Raw genomic sequence first — 20,628 nt, 5'->3', positions numbered from 1 at the left:
CGCTTACTGATTTATTTGATTTTGGATTTTATCGGATTCCTGGCGCAGTAATTCCACTGATTCTTTAACGCATAAAGCACGAGCAATAATGATATTTGCCAGATTTTCCAGAAGCGCAGAAGTCAGTATTGTTTGCTTCCTGCGCTCACTTATCAAGGCATCATTGAATAAATCAACATTTTTAATTTTCCTACTCGACATATTTGAATCCTTAACTTTAGATAATAGGAATCCCGACGCGATAAATGCGCCATATTTAATAACCCTCTAAAACGTTATTTCTTTATAACAAGTCTTTTGGTATTGAATTCAAATCAATCCATAGAACCAACGCTGCTTTACGCACCGCTTTTCTTTTGTGGCTGTCTTTCTTTATCCCAGCGGCATAATAAATAATACCTTTGGTCTTACCCCTGCTTAATGACTCCAAACGTCGCTCAAACTCTTCATCTGGATCTTTTTTAAACAGTTCCTTTATGCGGTCTAAATGCCATAAACCTACTTTTTGATTCCATTCCTGCATTGTGAGTGGTGATTCATCGGTATTTATTTGCCCCATTATTCGCACCTCACGAGAGAACAATTAATACGGTTTAAACTTACAGACGCGCTTTGCGTGCTACTTCTTCTTTCTTGATACTGGTGCGGTGGCGGTGATCACGAATTGCGGCGCGGACAGACAAAACAGCAATCCAAATAAGCACGGCCAGCATGATTAATGCGCCTCCGGTCAATTCAATTAGTTGCCCTGGCATGCTGGCACCTCTTCATTGAAAAGTTGAGGTATCACGCCTGACTCACGAAATTGCTGCGTTGAAGTTTCAGTTGATGGAAAGTCGCTAATTCGTTTTCACCTAACTGCCACGCTATGGCGGTAATCATACTTAAGCCCGCAATGGTATTGCTGGTGATGGCTTTTTTCTGGCGGGCGTGAAGATTTGCTTTAAGGGAAAGGACACCATTTTTCTCTATTGCACGTCGGGTTAACTCTCCCATATCGGTCATATAAGTTAGCAGTATGGCGTTAGCTATCTGTAGGCAAAGTGATTTCATGCTGCTACTCCCGTCTCACGTTCGGTGTACAACTGATTAATAAAACCAGTTGCTTGCGCTTGTGAATCAAACAGACCAAAAGACTGATCGCCCAAAAAAACCTCATAACGGTTAAGTAAATTAACAGCCGTTCTGCGCCGGAAATTGATCACGAACCCGCGATAAAACCATGCATTACGGCTGATAACACTTAAGGCATGCATTGTATTTTCCCCTAACTATTGGCTATGGCATTTTTCAATATAGCGACCAAGTTAACTTCACCCTTGTCACCGGCTTTAATTTTCGGACGAATAATAATCCGCCCATCGCGCACCATTCCCAGGCAGATAGCGAACGGGATACCAGTCATTACGGCATATTCTCTCAGAGAGACATAGCCCGTGGGTACGGTGATATTAATGGTGACATTACCCATAACTTCCCCTTATCAATCAGCCTGAATAGCAGCGATCCCGCGCAAGTAAACCAAACGGGCCATACTGGAAATTGAACGACTTTCTTTTGCTGCAAGTGCTTCTAATTCAGAGCATTCACCATCAGATAAACACATGGGGGTAGGATTTTTTGAGGCGATTCCTTTCGGTAATCGCGAGCGTTGATCATGTTCGACTTGTTTCATAATGGTATATTGTGATCCACTAAGTTCCTGTACAACACAATTCAAGGAAGCATTATTCCTATGCCAAACAAAAAAGAGGAATTATTATTCCTAATTGGCGCACGACTGCGTGAAGAAAGGGAAAAAACGGGTGAAAGCCAAGAGGCTATGGCGACAAATTTTGGTGTTTCAACCAGAACTTGGGGCAAATATGAGAGAGGGGAAACCGTACCTGATGCTGCCACACTCGCATTGTTGAATGCTCAGTATGGTTTAGACGTCATGTATATACTGACTGGGAAACGAACCCCTCCAGATACTATCTCTACAGAAGAGCTGAAACTAGTAGAGAATTACCGAGCAATGGATGACTCGGCAAGGCTAAATATACAGGCGGTTGGCGATGCGTTCGCGCAATCGAAGCCTAAATTGAAGTCGAACAATAACTAGTAATATGGGAGGTTGAGTTAATGGAATTCGTACTTATTGTTCTTATTATTTTAGGGGTGGTTAGTCCATATCTGTTTTATTTGATAATAAAAAAACAGAAATTACTCAAGCAACTGAGAGTTGATGAAGAAAAGATAAAGTTAGAGGTCGAAAATCTTAAAAGTGAACTGACATCCTCACATAACAAGTATATAGAGTTAGAGGAAAATACAGCCCCTTTATGGAAGTATACCGAGACTTACAATGCGGAATTACTTGCAGATAAAATAATTTCAGATGCAAATGAAACAGTTAAAAAACTACTTCATGATGCTTATAACAAGTCTTCAAAAATAATTAATGAAGCAAACAGGCGTTCAGAGATAACGATAATGGATGCTGATAAACAAGCTCAAATAACTCTGGGCAATGCGCGTGAAGAGGCTATAGCAATTACTCGCGAAGTTCGCGAAACTCGCCTTAAAGCAAAAGAGAAGTTAGATGAGGCCCATACAAAAGCTGAGGAAATTATCCGTAATGCTAATGATAATGCAGTTAGCTTAATGAATAATGCGGAAGAAAGGGCTAAAGAAATAGCAGGTTCGGCGTATGAGGCTAAAGAGTTTGCTGAAAATTATGAGTCAGTAGCAAATGCAATGAAAAATAAAATAAAAGGCTATGGAGATGAGTGGATTATTCCTAATAGAAGTATATTAGATGAATTAGCAGAAGAATATTCATTTAAAGATGCTGGCAATGAGTTGAAAAAGGCGAGAGAACTAACCAGAACGCTGATGCGCGCTGATAAAGCGGCAAGCTGCCAGTATGTTGAGCCAAACAGACGTAATACAGCAATCAATTTTATACTAGATGCCTTTAATGGCAAGGTTGATACTGTTATGGCAAAAGTCCGCCATAACAATTATGGCAAATTATCACAAGAAATAAGAGATGCATTTTCGCTTGTTAATTTTAACGGTGGTGCATTCAGAGATGCAAAAATAACAGATACTTTTTTGCAGGCAAGATTAAATGAGCTTCGATGGGCAGTCGCTGTAAATGAAATTCTCATAGAAGAAAAAGAAGAACAAAGAAGAATTAAAGAACAGTTAAGGGAGGAAGAAAAAGCCCGTAAGGAATATGAAAAAGCTATTAAAGATGCTGAAAAAGAAGAAAAAATGATAGTGCAGGCTATCGAAAAAGCAACTAAGGATCTACAAGCTGCAAATGATGAACAGCGGGCTGTGTTACAACAGCAGTTAGATGAGCTACAGAAGAAATATGAAGAGGCAGAAGCAAAAAATCAACGTGCAATATCTATGGCTCAACAAACACGAGCTGGCCATGTCTATGTAATTAGTAATATTGGTTCCTTTGGTGAAGATGTATTTAAAATCGGTATGACCAGACGTTTAGAACCGATGGATCGTGTAAAAGAACTCGGTGATGCAAGCGTACCATTCTCGTTTGATGTTCACGCCATGATTTATAGTGAAGATGCACCTACCCTCGAAAATGCGCTTCATAGAAAATTCAAACAGGCTCAGCTTAATAAAGTTAATCAGCGTAAAGAGTTCTTTAGTGTGTCGTTGTCAGATATTAAATCGCTACTTGATGATATGCATATTGAAACCCATTGGACATTAAAAGCTGATGCGCACGAATACAGGGAAAGCCTTGCTCTCGCTAGACAGGCTCAACTAGATGCCAATCCTGAACATGAATTGGTTGTTGCCTGATGGCATAAGAGGAAAACTACGTGGCTGTTCGTACATTAACCACTGGCAAATGGATTTGTGAGTGCTATCCCAATGGACGGCGTGGTGAACGGCTTCGCAAGCAGTTTGCTACTAAAGGCGAGGCGCTCTCATTTGAGCGTCGTATGATGCAAAAAGATCAAGTTGTTGAGGCTTCGGTTGGTAATACATTGAAACTCAGCAATTTGGTTAGTCGTTGGTACGAGATGCACGGGCAAACTCTAACATCGGGTGAAACCCCGAAAGGTAAAGTTAGAGGCTATCTGTGAACGGTTGGGTGAATAGACCCGGGTGATCCACTGGTCACGGATTTTGATAAGAACGCTTTTGCTGTTTATCGGGAACAGCGGCTTAACGGCAAATGGCAAGCTAAGGGCAAGGCGGCACCGAAACAAGCAACGGTTAACCGTGAATATTCTTATCTTCGGGCGGTATTTTCAGAGTTAAAACGGTTAGGAGAATGGGAGGGTGATAATCCTCAGGATGGCTTACGCCAGTTTAAAGAGGGAGATCAGGAGCTCGCATTTCTCTATCCTGACGATATAAAGCGACTATTGGTTGCTTGTGACGAGTTGGAAAATAAAGACCTGGGTAATGTGGTTCGCTTATGCCTAGCTACCGGTACGAGATGGAGCGAAGCGCAGGGGCTTTCTCAGTCTCAACTTATGCTGAATCGTGTCACATTTACTCAGACTAAAAGTAAGCGTAATCGTACAGTTCCCATATCCAAACGTTTATATGACCGCTTGCCTAAACGGCGAGGGCCAATGTTTTCATCCTGTTATGATGCTTTCAAAAATGCACTAAAAAGGGCGGGGATAGAACTGCCTAAAGGACAGCGTACTCACGTACTGCGGCACAGATTTGCCAGCCATTTTATGATGGGGGGCGGCAACATTCTGGTACTGCAACAAATCCTCGGTCACAGCAGCATTGTGATGACTATGCGTTACTCACATTTCGCTCCGGATCATCTGGATGCAGCACTAACATTGAATCCCTATGACAAGTTCGAAAATGACTGATTTTTAATGGCGGCGCAAACTAACCCTGCGCAAATATAGCCAAACATACTCACATTTAGAAAATTGATATAATATAATTATATTTAATTTTATATTTACATTTGTTATGTTTTATTTTTTTAAATCCCTCGGCTTATGGCTGTGCGGGTTCAAGTCCCGCCCCGGGCACCATGGAAAATAGTATAAGTAAAACAAAGTAGTATGAGTATGTCGTTAACCGCCGAGAGGCGGTTTTTTTGTTTTTATCCCTCGCTGTTTTTTGACTGTTCCTGCCCCGTAATGCCGCGTCCTGCCCCGTTCTTCCTTTTGCTGAAGGATGAGTTCTTGTATCAATGGTGTTAAGCGGGGCGACTTGCCCGCGTTTTTGGCGCCTGTGGATCAGACGGAGGGCGGTACAAAAATGGCTGAAGAACCGGTGCCAGGCTCTGCCGTTTCGCCCGGTGACATTCGGAAACCGAAATAACAGGCACGCTGATCCATCGGGTCATCATCAGGTAAAAGGCTGGGACTTTTTCTGTCCCAGCAAAACGAGGCTGGATGTCATCGACTCAATCTTCTTGCCACCCGACCACGGGAACAATTTTTATCTTGCGGTCATATCGGGCGGTTTGTGTTCAGGTCAATCAAATCAGGACACATTTCGGAAAGACAGTTGCTCATATCTCATCGGTGATAATCCACCATTGGCGGTGTGCGCTCTGTCTGTATTGTAATAACGAATATAATTAGCAACATCCTATCCCATATGCGCACGGGCAGGTTGTTTAACCCGCAGTACCCATTTATATTTCAGGCTACCCAAAAAACGCTACATTACCGCATTATCCCAGTACGCACCAACATCCCCCATGCAGCTTCTCAGACCAACGTCTGCGAGCAATATCTGAAAGCGAGTGCTCGTATATTGTGAGCCCCACTCGGTATGGACAAACAGCCCCTTACATATCAAATCAGCGGTCATTCGCTTATCAATGTGCCAGTCTACGATACGTCGTGAATATAAATCCATAAAGGCAACCACATACAACCAGCTTTCACCAGTCAGAAGGTCAGTTATATCACTTATCCACACCTGATTCGGCCCCGGTGGATTAAATTTATAGTTCAGTAAGTTAGGGGCCAGTTATGGCCGGGATTTTGGTTTTGTGGTGGCTTTATAAGTCCACCGTTGCTGAACAATAAGTCCCCCGGCGGTCATGGGCCTCATCACCCGGTAATGGCTGACAGTAATGCCTTCTTCACGCAGTTAGAGGGATAACCCCCGTTCACGCACTACGGGAGCGAGTTTTTACCGTATTTGAAGTAGAGCTTAATAGCGCGAATTTTCTCCGCTTCAGTAAACATATTTTATTTCCTGAGAGTCCAGGAAATCGTCCGCACCCCCACTTGCTGTGCCACGACATCCCGATCAACGGATACCTGATTGGTACAAATGACTATGAAGGCCACCATGTCTTTGATATCGGGGTTTGAGGTTCAGCCGTACGTTTTCGTACGCCTGAATCTCAAAACCCATATTTCACTCAGAGTATGGCAACTATGGGGCTGTATAGTGGCAGGGTTTTCAATTGGCAGCCATCAGGCGGCCCTGATCTGGCTGTACTCGAATTTTCTCTGGCGCAGAACCTGACGCGGCGAGTTTGAATATCGCTACTGTTTGATTCAAACGATCGGCCTGATCTTCGAGTGCGCTGGCAGCGGAAGCGGACTGTTCAACCAATGCTGCATTCTGCTGGGTGACCTTATCCATTTCATTCACTGCCTGCGCGATCTGGGTGATCCCTCGGCTTTGCTCTTCTGAGGCGTTGGAGATTTCTTGCATGGTTTCGGTGACTTGTCCAATGGCGGTCACAATTTCAGTCATAGCGCCACTGACGTTTTCAACCAAATCATTACCTTGATCGACGCGCAAGACAGATGCATCAATCAGAGTTTTAATCTCTTTGGCGGCCTGAGCGCTGCGCTGCGCTAAATTTCGCACTTCACCCGCTACGACGGCAAATCCACGGCCTTGTTCTCCAGCACGAGCCGCTTCGACTGCTGCATTCAGCGCCAAGATATTGGTTTGAAAGGCGATTCCATCGATGACGCTGGTGATATCGCCAATTTTGCGGGAGCTATCGGCAATATCACTCATGGTGATCACCATCTTACGGGTGATTTCACCGCCGTTAACGGCGCTGTTTGAAGCACGTTTTACCAATGATGTTGCTGCATTTGCACTGTCGGAGTTGTTTTTTACCGTAGCAGAAAGCTGTTCCATGCTGGCTGCGGTTTCTTCAAGCGAGCTGGCCTGTTCTTCGGTACGGCTGGAAAGATCGCTGTTGCCTGCCGCAATTTCCTGCACGCCAGTATAGATATTCTGAGTACCTGCACGCACCGCGCTGACCGTATTCGCCAGTTCATCACGCATGTGCTTCAATCCCTGCATCAGTTTGCCAATTTCGTTGTTGCCATTGGCATCAATTTCAATCGATAAATTGCCGTGCGCAATGGCCGCTTGATAGTCGATAACCTGATTGATTTTATTCAGCACATATTTTCTTATCCACACCAAAACCGCGCCGGTCAGGACAATAAATACGAACATAAAGGAGAGCGAAAGCGGCAGCATTTGGCGATAGCTGACCTGAGCTGCGTTGGCCGCAGGGGTAATAATAGAATTGGCCACATAGGCTGATGCGTCATCCAGTGCAGACATAAAATGCGTGGATGAGCGGTTGTGCATAATAGACTGGAATTTGACCAGATCGTTATTTTCTAAGCTGATAATCAATTGCAGCAGATCACCGCGTGCTTTTTCATAGAGAGATTTTACATTTTTAGTGCGTTCAATTTCATTTTGGTTTGATTGAGAAAGTTGATAAAACTTCTCCATCTGCTGATCGACTTCAGTCAGATTTTGGCGTAATTCACCGAGTGATTGACGCGCTTTGGCATCTTGCGGCTGTGTGGCGAGCATCAGTGCGTCTTTGAGCACCTCTTCACGGATCTCGGTAACTGAAGCATAGGCATTATCCATTGCCATGATTTGGTTAAAGCCTAAGGAGATTTGCGTGAGTCGGTCATTCGTGCCCGAGGCATCAAGAATGCTCCAAGAGCCGGAGAAAATTTGAATAATGCAGAATAGAGCCAATACACCCATTAATCCCTGAGAGATTTTTAATCGTTCGAACATAGATAGTACAACCTAAAATTTAATCAGATGCAATAAGACAAATAACATTGTCACTGCCGTGGGAAGAGCTCTCTATTTTCGGCTGGAAAACTAAAAACTTTAGCTATTTAATAAGATCTGATACTTAAAACGGTGAGATAAATATTTTGTTAACCTAATTGAATCAATTAAAACATAACAATAACATTGTGCCGTTTTTATATTTTCATTTTTGATGTGTGTATTTAGGGGTTTGAAGTCCAATAGGTATGAAACCTACGCTAAGCTGACCTGCTCCCCATTGATTAACACACTCCGATGTTAGTAATTATGAAAGTCTGGACCTCAGAGAATATCGTGGTACTTATTACGGTTTCATAATATCAAGGTATCGCGCTCTGGCTGTTATTACGTGCTTCTGCGAAACAGGCTAAATCAACTCCCACAAAATCAACGACAACGCTCTAAGCCGCTGTTCAAACGTTATGAGATACAGGTTCCCGGGCATCATGTGCAGGTTGATGTTAAGTTCTTGTTTTTTAATAGCCCTAATGGTCAACGGATTAAGCGTTTTCAATATACCGCAATGGATGATGCGACTCGGATACGTGCCTTAAAAATTTATGAGCGGCATAATCAAGCTAATGTGATTGATTTTATTGATTACGTTGTGAATAAGTTTCCTTTCCGAATAAAGACTATCAGGACAGACAATGGCCATGAGTTCCAGGTGAAATTTAACTGGCATGTTCATGAGTTAGGGATGGAGCATGTTTATATCAAACCTGCGACACTGAGATTAAATGGAGAAGTAGAACGTTCTCATCTGACAGATAAATAGGAATTTTATCAGCTTATCGATTATATGGATGATGTCGACCCCCATGAAAAACTAGCGGAATGGGAGGCATTTTATAACTGTCATCGCCCCCATTCAGTACATGGTGGAAAAACACCTTATGAAGTGTTAAAAACTAAATTGGGTATGTAAGATCAAATCTCAACCGAGATCCTGAGTGACACAATAGCAGCAAGTGGTCGGGTATTACGCTGGAAAACTTCATGCTGCATGTCGATGCTTACATCCGGTGGTGTTCGGTTACCGAGCTTCGTCCCACTCAGCGAGAAAATATATGCGCCTGCCCAATAATGGTCAGATCAACCATTACACCGACACTGATACCTTCCCGACTTATTGTTTTGATCTCTACGGTTTCGTCGCTGGCGACGATATGCAAAGTCAGTATTGAGATAAAACCGGCAAAATCGATGTTGGTGACTTTGGCCAGACAATGGGCCATGTGATGATGCTCGGCGAGCAAAGGGGTGATGATGATTTGTTCCGGTCGTAACATAATGCGCGTAAGTCCATGGACTTGGTGGTTGTCAACGCAAACTTTACCGAGTGCGCAATCAGCCCAGCCCGCATCAATATGGGCAGAAAGAATCAATGTCTCGCCGAGGAATGTTGCGGTTGATTCATCAACGGGGCGCAGATAAAGTTCTTGCGGTGAGCCAACATGTGCCAGCTTGCCAGCGCACATGACGGCGACCTGCGAGGCGAACGATAGCGCTTCCGTTTGATCATGGGTCACCAGTATTGAGGCAATATTGGCCTGAGCCAATAATTCAACCACAGCTTTGCGGGTTGAAGCACGTAATGCAGTATCTAATGCTGAGAAGGGTTCATCCAGTAGCATCAACATCGGGCGCTGGGCTAGCGCTCTGGCAAGGGCGACACGCTGTTGTTGCCCACCAGAAAGCTCATGGGGCCACAGTGCGGATAATCGTCTATCCAGTGACACCATCTCCATCAGCTCATTAATCCGTCGTGTCTTTTCTTGTTTTGTCCCTTCCAGTCCGTAGCCAATATTGCCTGCCACGGTGAAATGTGGGAACAACGCACCATCTTGTGGCACAAAACCAATGCCTCTTTTATGGGCAGGTATATAGGTCGAACTATCAAATACCGGTTTGCCTTGCAAGATAACCTTACCGTGGTCCGGTGTTTCGAAACCAGCAATAATCCGCAGCAAAGTCGTTTTTCCTGAGCCAGAAGGCCCGACAATTGCCGTGCGACTCCCCGTGCTTACCTGTAAATCAATATGGTCCAGAACGGTAACAGATTGATAAGACTTGGCGATTTGTTGAAGTTGAAGCGTACTCATAGTCCTGCCGTGCGTTGAGATTGAGAATAAAGAAGCCAGGTTAATGGCAGGGAAAGCGCCACCATCAGCAGTGCATAAGGGGCTGCAGCAACATAGTCTATCTCGCTGGTTAAGGCCCAAAACCCTGTTGCCAAGGTACGGGTGCCATTCGGTGACAGTAGCAATGTGGCTGTCAATTCATTTGAGATAGCGAGGAATACCAGCACCGCTCCTGCGGCTGCACCAGGTGCTGCCAGTCTCATCGTGGTGCTCCAGATCGCTTGAGTGGGGGATTTCCCCAGACTGCGAGCCACATTTTCCAACTCGACCGGAGCCTGTGCTATACCTGCTCGCAAACTGATCAAGGCTCGGGGCGTAAACATCAATAAATACGCGAGCAAAATAGTAAATTCAGTTTGATATAATGGGCGTGCGATTCGGATCGTGATGGTGACGAGCGCCAGAGCAACGACAATGCCCGGTAGTGAACTGGTAACATAATTACAACCTTCCATTGCTCGATATAATCGACTCGGGTAACGCATCGATAGCCAGGCCATTGGTATGGCACACAAGGTGATAATAATCGCACCACTCAAGGAAAAGGTCAGCGTTTGCCTGACGGCAGGCAGTAGCTCTGGGTTCAGCCAAACATCAACACCACCAATATAGAGCCAGCGCGTAAGGGTAATAAAGGGTACCCCCAGTGAGAGTGCGGCCAGTGACACGGGTAAAAACAGGCATAAGAGTGTGGTGAAATGGCCCATCACATAGGCAGTTTGGCGGCGGGCACTGCCGGAACCGACCCGCGCGTAGCGGTTATAACCTCGCGTTGTGGCTTCTAGTAACAATAAACCCAGACAGCATAAAGCCAGAACACCAGCCAGCATATTGGCTGTCGGCCCATTAAAAGTAGACTGAAACTGGTCAAAAATAGCCGTAGTAAAGGTATCGAAACGGATCATGGCATACAGTCCATATTCCGCCAATAGATGCAGCGCGATCAGCAGTGACCCGCCCCAAATGGCTAATTTTAACTGAGGTAGTACGACGCGAAAGAATACAGCTAAAGGTTTGCTGCCCAGCGAGGCCGCTGCATCTTCAAGCCCTGGGTCAAGGCGGCGTAATACGGCTGCTGCCGGTAAGTAGATAAATGGGAAGTAAGCAAGGACGGAGATAAAAACCCCAGCGGTGAGTCCGTGCATTGAGGGTATCAGGCTAATCCACGCATAACTTTGTACAAAAGCAGGCACAGCCAGCGGTGCTATTGCCAGTAAAGACCAGATAAGCCTGCCGGGTAGGGTAGTGCGTTCGGTCAACCAAGCTAGCGCAACACCGATAACAGCACAAAGTGGCAAAGTGAAAGCCACCAATAAGGCCGTATTAGTCAGTAATTCTCCCATGCGAGGGCGAAAAACCAGTGCCTTGACCGTTGACCAACCCGTATCAATCGTAATACCAATAACAAAGATCAATGGTAGTAATGCGACTAATGAAAACATAATAGCAATAACCACCATCCCTGTAGCGGGACGGCGGCTATATTGCAAAAACGGTGTATTACGACCTGAACGCGGAGCTGTATTGGTACTTATATTAGCCATAATAGGTAAAGGTACTCGGTGGGTTAAATGCCGGTCTGGTGACAGAACCGGCGGGTGTTTAAATATTGTTTATCCGTCAGTTAGCCCGATTACAGCAGACCTGCTTCCGTCATCAATTCAACCACTTTTTTACTGTTCAGATTCGATGCTTCTACTTTCGGCGCATCCAACTCTTTCAGTGGCACCAGTTTAGGGTTTGAAGCTGCATCAACGCCAACCGCATATTCAAACGCATTGCTAGTACGCAGGATTTCTTGACCTGACTTACTGGTTATCCATTTTACGAATGCCTGAGCTTGTTGCGGGTGCTTACTGGAAGCTAATACCCCACCGCCGGAAATACTAATAAATGCACCAGGATCCTGATGTTTAAAGTAATGCAGTTTAATCTTGTTGCTATTCTCACCGGTTTTCGCCTGATCGACGAAAGGATAATAGTGATAGATAACGCCGCCATCTATTTGGCCTGCATTGACCGCTTTCATCACTGCGCTGTTGCCTTTATAGGCAGTAAAGTTGCGTTTCATGGCTTTTAACCACTCTAACGTGGCTTTTTCGCCTTTCAACTCCAGCATCGCGCTGACAATGGCCTGAAAATCCGCACCCGATGGTGACGCCGCCCAGCGACCCTTCCAGTCAGGTTTTGCCAGATCCATAATGGATTTAGGCAACTGTGCTTCGCTGATTTTTTCCGGATTATAGACAAACACGGTGCTGCGTGCGGCGATGCCCGTCCAGCGTCCATGTTCAGGCTGGTACTTTTTAGCCACTTGCGCTTGTGTTGCCGTATCCAGTGGGGCGAATAGTTTTGCATTATCCACCAGAACCATTGCCGGTGAGTTCTCGGTCAGAAAAACATCGGCAGGAGATGCATTGCCTTCCTGAATCAGTTGATTGCCTAATTCACTGTCCCCGCCATTACGCAGTATGACTTTGATCCCCGTATCTTTGGTAAAACCGTCAACCCATGATTTCACCAGATTTTCATGTTGAGCATTATAAACCACGATACTTTCGTCATTTGAAGCGGCATTCACGGAGAACGCCAGCATCATGGATGATGCCAGTAGTGCAATAGAGCCGAGAGAGGGAAAACGTAACTTCATAGCGACATCCTTTTAAAACGCCAGATTTAAAAAAGTCAGAGAAGAAAACAAGGTGCCAGACAAGGACAAAAAAATAATTATATAGAAAGAAATTAACAATGATACTTAAAATCATTCCTATTATTGGTTGAAGTTGTATTTCAAATCTAGATGCTGACACACGAGATTATGTCATCGCTACTCCACAAAGACCTTAAATATGGGACAAGTACTGAATCTGGTGATTATCAGGTAAAGTCCTCATTTTTATCCGCGAGGTTTTGATGGCCAAGGTTGAGGTCAAATGCCCATTCTGTGAGCAAATAACCTTGGTTAAAAAACATGGGCTGGGCTCGACTGCCGCCCGTCTTTGCAAAGAGAGATAAGGGGGAACGGAGGCGGGATCGGGATATTGTGGGGTTGTGCATCGGGAGCCACGACGGGCGATGGCGTCAGTGTCTCCTCGTGCTGGGGGCGCGGTGAGCCAGCTCCCGGATAAAGGCACCCAGTGCCGCTGTATCACCAGCCTGCAACATGTCACTCATCAACGTGGTCAGTGGATCCCGGGTAGATTGCCCCTGATTGTTACCTCTCGGCTTTCCGCGCCTTCGCGACATCCTCTGTGGTGACTTCCGCCGCGTGATTTCCCCAGTTGGCGCGCAGGGTGTTGGTTAACTCTGCGGCCTGCTGATCGGTCAACGTCCAGCCGTAGGCCGGCATGGTGTTGGACATATGTTCTGCCGTCACCGGCGTCTGACCACCATAGAGGATCACCCGCAGCAAGGTTTGCGGATTTTCAGCATTGACCGTCAGATTGCCCGCCAGTGCAGGAATGGTATTTTCCTTCCCGTCACCTTTCACGCCGTGACAGGTCGAGCAATAACGCGTAAAGGTTTGCTGCCCAGCAGGTGTTGCCACCGCTTTTTTCCCCAGTTGCTCCTGTCTTTCCGCTTTCAGGCTCAGCAGATACACTGCAATGCTGTTGAGATCGGCATCGGTCATAAACTGCGTGCTGTTGGTGATCACTTCACCCATCGGCCCATTGACGGCACCCTGTGCGTTGCGGCCGGTTTTCAGCAGCGTGACCAGCTCCGGCTGACTGACGTTAAGGCCGCGCAGTGAAGGTGCGAACCAGCCATCCAGTTCACCACCACTGAGAAACGCCGGGCTTTTTTCGTCGACGGCTTTCTCCTGCTGCGCCCAGCCGCGTGGCGTATGGCAGGCGCCGCAGTGTCCGGCAGCCTGAACCAGATACGCGCCGCGGTTCCATTCGGCACTTTGATCTGCCTGCGGTTTGTATTCGCCTTCCTCAAGAAGAACGCGGTTCCACACGTGAAGCGGCCAGCGGATAGACATCGGCCAACGGATCTCATTATCGCGGTTGGCGACCGGCTGCGGTTTCACCTCTTTCATCAGATAGTTGTATAGCGCACGAATATCCTCGCTGCTCATTTTCACATACGAGGTGTACGGCATGGCCGGATACAGCGGATGTCCGTCTTTGGCGATCCCCTGACGCATCGCTTTGTCAAACTCCTCAAAGCTGTAGCCGCCAATGCCGTATTCAATGTCTGGCGTGATATTGGTTGAGTAAATTTCTCCAAGCGGCGTCGCAAAACGCACGCCACCCGTAAGATCCGCTCCTGTCGATGATGTATGGCAGGCCACGCAGTCAGCGGTTTTGGCGATATATTCACCGTCTGACATCGCCATCGCAGAGCCTGCCGTTGCCATCAGCGTGGCGAAAATCATCAGTTGTTTCATGCGTTCACCTTCTTCATGGCCGTCAGTTCGTTCACCGCACGCCATGCCTGGTCTATCGCCGAGTTAGCGTACGGGCTCCAGTCGGAGTCTGAGTTAGCGATAGTGATGCGCCCGACCGGCTGACGGGCGAGCTGAATGGTTTTCTGTGACTGTTCTTCGTCGTCGAACATCCCGCTGAGGAAGTAGGAGTAGCCGTGCGACCAGCGGTTGATGGTGATCGCCATAATATCGTGTTGATGATCAAAACCGACCTCGCCGAACATACCCTGCAACTGATTGCGGATCATTTTTTCATGCGCATCAAAAGAGGTACCGAGCAACAGTGCACGGCCTTTGCGGGATTGCTCACGCGGGCTAAGACCGCTTCCCGGCAGCGTGGGTACATATACCATGTGCAGGCCAATCGGCTGATTTGGGTCGCGCGGATGCTGATAACCGCCCATATCCACCGGATAATCCAGTTTCACACGGCTGTAGGGCGCGCCGGGGGAGTAAATTTCGTGGACGCCGAGTTTGATAAACGGCTGCCAGTTGCGGATCACCACTTTGGTATACAACAGCGGCGCTTTGACGTTTTCCTTCAGCGCGGCTTTCTGTTCTTCGGCAATTTCCGGCACCAGATACGGGATCATCATATTGTACCCGGCCATCACTGCCTGCCCGGCGCGTATGCGGTGCAAGTGCGTGCCTGTCATGTAAGTCACCTCAACCGCCGGTTTCCCCTCATGATCTACGTTAGCGACGTGCATGCAGGTGCTGTTCAGGCGCAGACGTACTGGCTGCCCGCTCTTATCCAACTGGCTGTAATCGAATTTCGCCAGCACGATATCTTCCATCGTCTTGCCCGGAGCGACCGGCGGGATCAGATGACGTACCATCAGGCGTGCTAAACCGGCGTTACCGTCAGGGAAGTGGAAGATATAAGGCTGTTCAAGATCTTCCAGCGATTCGGCATCCAGCGGTGGTAATCCCATGCTTTCCAGCCCCGGCAGTGCGCAGATGCGCGCATCGCTGCACGACGTGGCATCAATGCCTACCGCCTGAAAATCATTAGTGCGCTGCTGGAAATAGCGGATTGCCATCCCACTCAGCCCGACTTTCTCGCGCAGGAACTGCGTATAACTGTGCCGGTCCACCCAAGCGACTTTTTCTTCTTGACTCATCCCGTGCAGATAATCTTTTTCTTCGGTGTGCAGGGCGATAAGCGCCTTGCGGTCAGATTCTGGCAGTGGAAAATCATTGATGAAATCACGGATATCGCGCCCGTTGAGACGATCCGGTGGAATATCATCGGCCACCGCACGGCCCGGATCGCCGCTGACGAGTTTATCGACGCCGAAGTTTTTGCGATCAAAGTACACGCCACGGCTCAGATGCAGATCCGGGTAGAAGGGTTGGTTGAAGTCTTTCGCCATCGTCTCGATATCAACGTTCAGCGTTTTTAGCAGCCCCATCGCTACCGGGCTGAAGTTGGTGCGCGGTGACTGGAAAGATTCGCTGCCGCCATAGCCGAGCAGGGTTTTATCTTCAACATGGAATTCATTACGCTTGGCGTGCCCGCCGAAATCATCATGGTTATCCAGCAGCAAAATCCGCTGCTGTTTGCCATGCTGTTCCTGCCAGAAACACGCAGCTGCCAGACCGCTGATCCCAGCACCGACAATCACCAGATCAAACTCATCCTCCACCGGCAAACTGGAGGGGTCGACCTTTTTATCTTCGCGCCCGAGAATATGTGCGGCTTCGTAAGATCCCTGATGATTCCCGCGCAGCCCGGTCAGGGAAGGTGGGTAATACAGTGTCTGCGCCGCCGTTTGCGGCGATGCCTTCAGCGCCTCAAATGGCGTCATACCGGCGGTCACGGCAATCGCCACACCATTTAAAAAATCACGACGAGTGATACCCATATTGTTTCCTTAAAATGAACACCATCAACCCACACCGAAGCAAAAGTCTTACGCTTAAAAATGTCCCAATATTTTAATAATCGTAACATAAATAGGGAGTTGCTGAATAAATCGAGCTTTAGGTCGTTATCAGGATCAGCCCCCACATTTCTGACGATATCGCGGTATTCTGTGGCAAAACAAAAGTTCATGGTGAGGAGATTGAAGCGAGTCTTTGAGATCGCCTTACCATCAATGAATTGCAGGTCAGATACTTAATCTGTTATAAATTTCGATAACAGAAAAGGAGTCTGATCATGATCGTTTGGCAATGTGTGCCATTTTCTCAGCTTAATATCAACCAGTTGTATGACTTGATTAAACTGCGTATTGATGTGTTTGTCGTCGAACAGAGCTGTCCTTATTCTGAGTTGGATAATAAAGATCGTGTCAGCGATGTGCATCATTTATTGGGTTATCAAGGTGATGAACTGATCGCAACCGCCCGATTATTACCCGCAGGCGTCAGTTATCCCAGTGTCAGTATCGGTCGGGTCGCCACTCAATGTAGCGCGCGCGGCAACGGTTTAGGCCATCAGCTATTGCAAGTGGCACTGATGCATTGTCAACGTTTGTGGCCAGAAGAGCCTATTGAAATTGGTGCGCAATTATACTTAAGTGAATTTTATAGCCGCTATGGATTTATAGCGACCTCAGAGTCCTATCTGGAAGATGGCATTCCCCATATTGATATGAAGTTGATGGGTTCTGCCGCATGAGCGTAGGCAAGTTAGCTTAACTAATACCATCCTGGCATAGAAATAAAACTCTGTGCTTTTATGGAGTATATGATGAGTAGATATGTTTTTTTATAAAGCGTGATAAATCAAGAGTACTGAAAAAAGAAGTGGTTACACGTGAAATCATTAAGGAGATGAAGCAGAAAGGATTTAGACAGCACCATGTTGAAGTAGAGGCTGACAATGAAAGTGAAGCTATTAATAAATTAAATAAAAACAGCAGTGACTATTTAGACTCATTAAAAGATTATTCCGGAAATTTATTAATCTGCTCTATTTTTGTTGTTATCATGGCTATCGTTTACTTTTTTAGCTAAGTGTTTTGATTATCAAGAAGAACTTAAATATTTTTTGATCACAGACACTTTGATGACAATATGGCGGTTGATACTAAAAGTAGATTACCCGCATTTTCAAGAAATGAGAATAATAAGTAAAACAGCTTAGTCGAATAATAAACTGACATTCAGTATTAATGTCGTTTTTATGTTATTTATCAATGATGTAGCTGTTAAATATTAAGGCGTGTGCGGAACCCCATCAACGAAAAGTGGTGCTAACGACTTCTGCTATTTCATGCGGGCATCTTCAGAAATTGACAGATAAATAGGGGAGTGCCCCAATCGAGTGAAAATGCATTTAAAGCATCTAATTTGTTGTTTACGCTAAATTTAATAGCCCCGCACCACCATTCATAAAATAACCAGGCAATATGTAAGTGGTTAATAAATATGATGTAATTTATTAATTTATTTTTTTTGAAAAAAAATAAACATAGTCTAATGTTAATCGAGGGGTATTAATCTCTGTTTTTAATTTAAAGATAAAATACCTCCAGAGTTAAAGAAAAATTTAATTCTCTGCGTAGTTACTTACGTTAATCCAGACACTGTGTTTTATTTATTCACTATTCCATCATGATGTGGAGCGTGACCGATGACGACGTTATATCGCTATGGTAATTACACACCAGCAAACTTTACCCCACGCCCGGCAGATGCCGATGGGCTATCCACCAACTCTGCGGCTCCCGCTCAGCGGGCTCAGGTGTTAAATTCAACGATATTGGTGGCGACGCAAGCTGTGCAGACTGGCGCAGCAACTCATTACTCCATTCAGCCGCTGGCTCCCAATACGCTTTTGGCATGGCAGATGAGTCGGGGTCAGTATGATACTCCCGCCAATAATAACTGGGACAACATTAACATCTACGCCTGCACTTCGGGCGTGCGCAATGCGCGCACGGGCCAAGTTAATTAACGCCAGACAGAGGTATTTATGGAACTGTTGAAGAAGATGTGTCCGGAGTTTGATTTTGGGGTGTTATCGCCAGATTTGCTGTCAATGATCCCGAAAAATAAAGCAGATACGCAAGCGGTGCAGCATGCTATGCGTGCAGGTTATCCTGCTGTAAAGCCCATACTACCTGTACTTTTGAGCTGGCTGCAGGACTACAACTGGCCTGTAGCACAAGAGCTGACGCCATTTCTGGCGAGTATCGGCACCCCCCTCAAAGAGCCTGTGGCGGCAGTGCTGAAGACTGATGATATTATTTGGAAATATTGGGTTCTCAGCCTACTGGTGAACACACCTGATCTGAAGCTGGCGACGGCGCTTGAGGAGGAACTGAACGCTCTTTGTCGGCGGAACTTACAATTTTCCGCCAGCCTCGATGAGGATCAGCAAAGTGTGAACCGTGAAGTGGAGACCTTGCTGGCGAAACTAGGACAGCCGTAACACCCCAGGCTTTCGCCTTATGGCAACGCAGCCAGGAAGCTAGCTGCGTTTTTTATCTGTAGAACCCTTCCCGGTTAGGCAGGGGGCGACATAAAAGTTTTAGCTTTAAACCGGATTCTACGCCTAAGCGGGTGGAGTATGTCCAAATGGTCGGATCCGATTGCTAAATCAACGGGAAAAGAAGATAAGCGACAGCGTGTCACGCCAGTAAACAAGCCTAAATATTTATTTCATTAATTTGAAGTATAAGCCTTCAGCATCACTATTTATTCTGAGGGAAATAATCTTTAAATAAGATTGAAGCTACTTTTTTAAACTGAGCTATGATTTTTTCGAGAGTAAATATTATGAATAGGATTATGGATAGGCATTATAAATAAATGCAGAGTTACAGAAATACAAGATTAACTCTAGGTTAATATTTTTTCATTTAACTTATTAATGATAAAGTGAGGAATAAAATGGTCACTCGCTATACTCCATTTATAGATGTATCTGTTAATGCTGATTGGGGAGACTGGGAGAATTACCCCAATGGCCGCCCCAATCCTTTATATTCGCAGAATGCGATTGAATGGAAAACCGATGGGTTAATCCTTGCTTTTATCACACTGGCGGCAGCTAATAATACTGCCTGCTGGGCAGCCCAGCCAAGCATGCCATTGAATTGGGCAAAACCACTGGCTGACGACCTGAATGCAGCTGGAAAGAGCGTCATTGTTTCCTTTGGTGGCGCATCAAACCCGGACATATCCTATAATTTTTCTGTTGAAGCGCTGATTAATACCTACACTTTGGTTATAGAGGATTATTGTGCTCAAGGACTGGACTTCGACTTGGAGAATGGACTGTACAATATTGATAGCATTTGTCAGGCGCTTAAAAGTATTCAGGCATCCTACCCGTCCGTGACTTTAAGTTTCACATTACCTACATTACCTTCAGGTCTCACTGAGGTTGGGATTGGTATCGTGCAAAAGGCCGCCAATGCAGGTTTGAAATTTGTTATCAATGGAATGGCAATGGATTATTACGACCCCAACTATGCTACCCAAATGGGTAAAGCAGCAACTGATGCGGCAACCCGAATCGCTCAGCAATTGGCACCATTTTATCCCTCCTTGGGTATTGCAGAACTGTATCCTAAGGTCGGTATAACACCGATGATTGGTCTCAATGACGACTTGTCCATGTTTACGCTTAACGATGCTAAACGGGTGGGCGAGTTTGCCAAAAAGAACGATATATCCTATATCGGCGAGTGGTCATTTAACCGTGATAACCCCTCGGCCTATAATCATGTTGATTTGACGACAAGCAGTAACCCAGCCCAAAATTCATCCGGACAGTATGCTCAGAGTTTCCTGTCAGGGCTTGTTGATTAGCCATTGAAAGGCGTTCGTTGGGGAATATGAAAAAAGGGTGGGGTATCAGTGTCAGTTCGATAAAATCGGCAGAAGAAAAGAGTTCAGCGGCTAACGCCACGAATTCGGTAGGGACTGACGGGGCGTGCTGGTGGATGTGTTTTTGTCTCTATCTGATCAATAGTTCGGTTAAATACGGTGTTTACTATTTCCGTGCAA

General features: G+C 46.0%; 20 protein-coding genes and 4 pseudogenes. 9 read left to right on the top strand and 15 right to left on the bottom strand.

The features are described 5' to 3' along the window. Window positions 1-3: 3 nt before the first annotated feature. From DJ39_RS12955 to DJ39_RS12930, 7 genes are all read right to left on the bottom strand, one after another. Window positions 4-201 (bottom strand): DUF2732 family protein, encoded by a 198-nt coding sequence (locus DJ39_RS12955; RefSeq protein WP_004723295.1) that lies wholly within the window; start codon window positions 199-201, stop codon window positions 4-6. An 82-nt stretch (window positions 202-283) separates the two neighbouring features. Further along, window positions 284-559, bottom strand: a complete 276-nt coding sequence (locus DJ39_RS12950; protein ID WP_004723294.1) for a hypothetical protein — start codon at window positions 557-559, stop codon at window positions 284-286. Window positions 560-599: 40 nt separating this feature from the next. Then, entirely contained in the window at window positions 600-755 is a 156-nt protein-coding gene (locus DJ39_RS18150) for a hypothetical protein (protein WP_004723293.1), read from the bottom strand. Window positions 756-786: 31 nt separating this feature from the next. After that, window positions 787-1,053 (bottom strand): hypothetical protein, encoded by a 267-nt coding sequence (locus tag DJ39_RS12945; RefSeq protein ID WP_230596569.1) that lies wholly within the window; start codon window positions 1,051-1,053, stop codon window positions 787-789. Beyond that, a complete protein-coding gene (locus tag DJ39_RS12940) occupies window positions 1,050-1,256 on the bottom strand; it encodes a hypothetical protein (protein ID WP_004723291.1) in 207 nt (68 codons plus the stop codon). Before DJ39_RS12940 ends, DJ39_RS12945 begins: the two co-directional genes overlap by 4 nt. A gap of 11 nt (window positions 1,257-1,267) precedes the next feature. Further along, complete coding sequence (locus DJ39_RS12935; RefSeq protein WP_004723290.1) at window positions 1,268-1,471, bottom strand: hypothetical protein; 204 nt, start codon at window positions 1,469-1,471, stop codon at window positions 1,268-1,270. A 12-nt stretch (window positions 1,472-1,483) separates the two neighbouring features. Beyond that, on the bottom strand, window positions 1,484-1,675 hold the full coding sequence (locus DJ39_RS12930) for a hypothetical protein (RefSeq protein WP_038251452.1): 192 nt from the start codon (window positions 1,673-1,675) through the stop codon (window positions 1,484-1,486). A 60-nt stretch (window positions 1,676-1,735) separates the two neighbouring features. Between DJ39_RS12930 and DJ39_RS12925 the strand changes: the two genes are divergently transcribed. From DJ39_RS12925 to DJ39_RS12915, 3 genes and pseudogenes are all read left to right on the top strand, one after another. After that, complete coding sequence (locus DJ39_RS12925) at window positions 1,736-2,104, top strand: helix-turn-helix domain-containing protein (RefSeq protein WP_038251450.1); 369 nt, start codon at window positions 1,736-1,738, stop codon at window positions 2,102-2,104. Between the two features lie 20 nt (window positions 2,105-2,124). Beyond that, window positions 2,125-3,822 carry an SNIPE associated domain-containing protein gene (locus DJ39_RS12920; RefSeq protein ID WP_004723288.1) on the top strand — a complete coding sequence of 566 codons (1,698 nt, stop codon included), beginning with the start codon at window positions 2,125-2,127 and terminating at the stop codon, window positions 3,820-3,822. A 20-nt stretch (window positions 3,823-3,842) separates the two neighbouring features. Then, window positions 3,843-4,865: pseudogene (locus DJ39_RS12915) on the top strand (phage integrase). Window positions 4,866-5,493: 628 nt separating this feature from the next. Here DJ39_RS12915 and DJ39_RS18475 read toward each other — a convergent pair. From DJ39_RS18475 to DJ39_RS12905, 3 genes and pseudogenes are all read right to left on the bottom strand, one after another. Further along, window positions 5,494-5,973, bottom strand: a pseudogene (locus tag DJ39_RS18475) (DDE-type integrase/transposase/recombinase). Between the two features lie 150 nt (window positions 5,974-6,123). After that, window positions 6,124-6,209, bottom strand: a pseudogene (locus DJ39_RS18470) (sulfite reductase); the annotation flags it as partial. A gap of 220 nt (window positions 6,210-6,429) precedes the next feature. Next, window positions 6,430-8,043, bottom strand: a complete 1,614-nt coding sequence (locus tag DJ39_RS12905) for a methyl-accepting chemotaxis protein (protein WP_004723384.1) — start codon at window positions 8,041-8,043, stop codon at window positions 6,430-6,432. A 319-nt stretch (window positions 8,044-8,362) separates the two neighbouring features. Between DJ39_RS12905 and DJ39_RS12900 the strand changes: the two are divergent. Then, window positions 8,363-9,013, top strand: a pseudogene (locus DJ39_RS12900) (integrase core domain-containing protein); the annotation flags it as partial. 127 nt (window positions 9,014-9,140) lie between these two features. Here the strand turns inward: DJ39_RS12900 and DJ39_RS12895 are convergent. From DJ39_RS12895 to DJ39_RS12875, 5 genes are all read right to left on the bottom strand, one after another. After that, window positions 9,141-10,190 (bottom strand): ABC transporter ATP-binding protein, encoded by a 1,050-nt coding sequence (locus tag DJ39_RS12895; protein WP_038240789.1) that lies wholly within the window; start codon window positions 10,188-10,190, stop codon window positions 9,141-9,143. After that, window positions 10,187-11,773, bottom strand: a complete 1,587-nt coding sequence (locus DJ39_RS12890; protein WP_038251448.1) for an ABC transporter permease — start codon at window positions 11,771-11,773, stop codon at window positions 10,187-10,189. The genes DJ39_RS12895 and DJ39_RS12890 overlap by 4 nt, the downstream gene beginning before the upstream one ends. An 89-nt stretch (window positions 11,774-11,862) precedes the next feature. Continuing rightward, window positions 11,863-12,879, bottom strand: a complete 1,017-nt coding sequence (locus tag DJ39_RS12885; RefSeq protein ID WP_004721824.1) for an iron ABC transporter substrate-binding protein — start codon at window positions 12,877-12,879, stop codon at window positions 11,863-11,865. A gap of 564 nt (window positions 12,880-13,443) precedes the next feature. After that, a complete protein-coding gene (locus tag DJ39_RS12880) occupies window positions 13,444-14,622 on the bottom strand; it encodes a cytochrome c (protein ID WP_038251446.1) in 1,179 nt (392 codons plus the stop codon). Continuing rightward, the gene (locus DJ39_RS12875) at window positions 14,619-16,529 is read right to left on the bottom strand and encodes an NAD(P)/FAD-dependent oxidoreductase (RefSeq protein WP_004721820.1); all 1,911 of its coding nucleotides are present in this window, start codon (window positions 16,527-16,529) and stop codon (window positions 14,619-14,621) included. Before DJ39_RS12875 ends, DJ39_RS12880 begins: the two co-directional genes overlap by 4 nt. Window positions 16,530-16,825: 296 nt before the next feature. On the opposite strand from DJ39_RS12875, the gene DJ39_RS12865 reads away from it, so the two are divergent. From DJ39_RS12865 to DJ39_RS12845, 5 genes are all read left to right on the top strand, one after another. Beyond that, complete coding sequence (locus DJ39_RS12865; protein ID WP_004721817.1) at window positions 16,826-17,287, top strand: GNAT family N-acetyltransferase; 462 nt, start codon at window positions 16,826-16,828, stop codon at window positions 17,285-17,287. 155 nt (window positions 17,288-17,442) lie between these two features. Continuing rightward, entirely contained in the window at window positions 17,443-17,625 is a 183-nt protein-coding gene (locus DJ39_RS12860) for a hypothetical protein (RefSeq protein ID WP_004721816.1), read from the top strand. Between the two features lie 619 nt (window positions 17,626-18,244). After that, window positions 18,245-18,568: a hypothetical protein gene (locus DJ39_RS12855; RefSeq protein WP_004721813.1), complete on the top strand. Its 324-nt coding sequence runs from the start codon at window positions 18,245-18,247 to the stop codon at window positions 18,566-18,568. An 18-nt stretch (window positions 18,569-18,586) separates the two neighbouring features. Further along, a complete protein-coding gene (locus DJ39_RS12850) occupies window positions 18,587-19,045 on the top strand; it encodes a DUF5071 domain-containing protein (protein WP_004721810.1) in 459 nt (152 codons plus the stop codon). 461 nt (window positions 19,046-19,506) lie between these two features. Then, entirely contained in the window at window positions 19,507-20,430 is a 924-nt protein-coding gene (locus tag DJ39_RS12845; RefSeq protein ID WP_004721808.1) for a chitinase, read from the top strand. Window positions 20,431-20,628: the final 198 nt, after the last annotated feature.

Source organism: Yersinia ruckeri ATCC 29473, from assembly GCF_000754815.1.
GTDB lineage: Bacteria > Pseudomonadota > Gammaproteobacteria > Enterobacterales > Enterobacteriaceae > Yersinia > Yersinia ruckeri.
Note: the sequence above shows the minus strand (reverse complement) of the source record. Positions and strands in the feature narration are given on the sequence as shown.